This is a genomic window from Streptomyces sp. H27-H5 (genome assembly GCF_026627505.1).
In the GTDB taxonomy this organism is placed as follows: domain Bacteria; phylum Actinomycetota; class Actinomycetes; order Streptomycetales; family Streptomycetaceae; genus Streptomyces.
This window is the reverse complement of sequence record NZ_JAPNLK010000315.1, coordinates 1-1,091: the sequence shown is the minus strand read 5'-3', so window position 1 is coordinate 1,091 and position 1,091 is coordinate 1. Positions and strand designations below refer to the sequence as shown.

2 protein-coding genes are annotated in these 1,091 nt (G+C 67.8%); both read left to right on the top strand.

Going from position 1 to position 1,091, the window contains the following annotated elements; translation table 11 throughout:
* Positions 1 to 144 precede the first annotated feature (144 nt).
* Positions 145 to 489, top strand: a complete 345-nt coding sequence (locus OTB19_RS43000; protein ID WP_267804297.1) for a phage tail assembly protein T — start codon at positions 145 to 147, stop codon at positions 487 to 489.
* Positions 440 to 1,091, top strand: a 652-nt coding sequence (locus OTB19_RS42995; RefSeq protein WP_267804296.1) for a phage tail tape measure protein, incomplete at its 3' end; no start/stop codon positions are given. The genes OTB19_RS43000 and OTB19_RS42995, both read left to right, overlap by 50 nt.

Below are 1,091 nucleotides of genomic sequence, written 5' to 3'. Positions count from 1 at the left end.
CCAAGATGGACGACTACATGATCAAACGGAACGAGACCGCCCGCCCCTTCAAGTGGACCTACGCCGCCAGCCCCCTCCAGGAAGCCTGAACCCCCCTCCACGAACTTTCGCGGAGCAGCACTAGCCCTCGCCAAGGGCCTGAGCGTGGCCGAGCTCCTGGCCACGCACTCCTCGGCCGAACTCACCGAGTGGATCGCCTACGAGCAGATCACCGGCCCGATCGGCCAGGCCCGCGACGACGCCCTCATGTCGATTCTCGCCGCCACGATCAGCAACACCGCACGTGGCAAGGGCCGCAAGGCGCGCGCCTCGGACTTCCTCCCCAAGTGGGACAGCGGCAAGGGCCGGCCCCGCATGGACTGGACCGAGATGCTCACCGCCGTCAAGACCATCAACCGCTCACTCGGCGGAACCGATCTGACCAAGGACGGGGGCGAGCATGTCGACCCTGGCCGAACTCCTCGTCGAACTCGGAATCAACAGCGATGAACTGACCAACGGCGCGGAAGGCGCCGCCACCGAGGTCAACAACTCTCTGGCCGGGATCGGTGGCGCGGCCGCCGGCGCGGCGGTCGGCGCGGCCTTCGCCGTCGGCATGTCCGCCGCGATGGATGCCAGCTCCGCCAACGCGAAGCTGACCGCGCAGCTCGGGCTGACCAAGGAGGAGGCGGCCCGTGCCGGCGACGTCGCAGGCGACGTGTTCTCAGCCGGGTGGGGCGAGTCGATCGACGAGGTCAACGAGGCCATCGGCAGCGTCGCGTCCTCCCTCGGCGGACTGTCCGACATCACCGACGCCGAGATGCGGGAGATGTCCACCGCCGCCCTCGCGTTGGCGAAGACCTTCGAGCTCGACGTCGCGGACGCGGCGACCGCCGCCGCCAACCTGATCAACAACAAGCTGGCCAAGGACGGAACCGAAGCCTTCGACGTCCTGACCAAAGCGGCGCAGACACTGCCGAAAAGCATGATGGAGGACATCCCCGCCGCCATCAACGACTACGGCAAACACTGGTCGCGCATCGGCCTGGACGCCAAGGACGCGATGGGCCTGATGTCGCAGTACGTCAAGGCCGGCGGCCGCGACATCGACC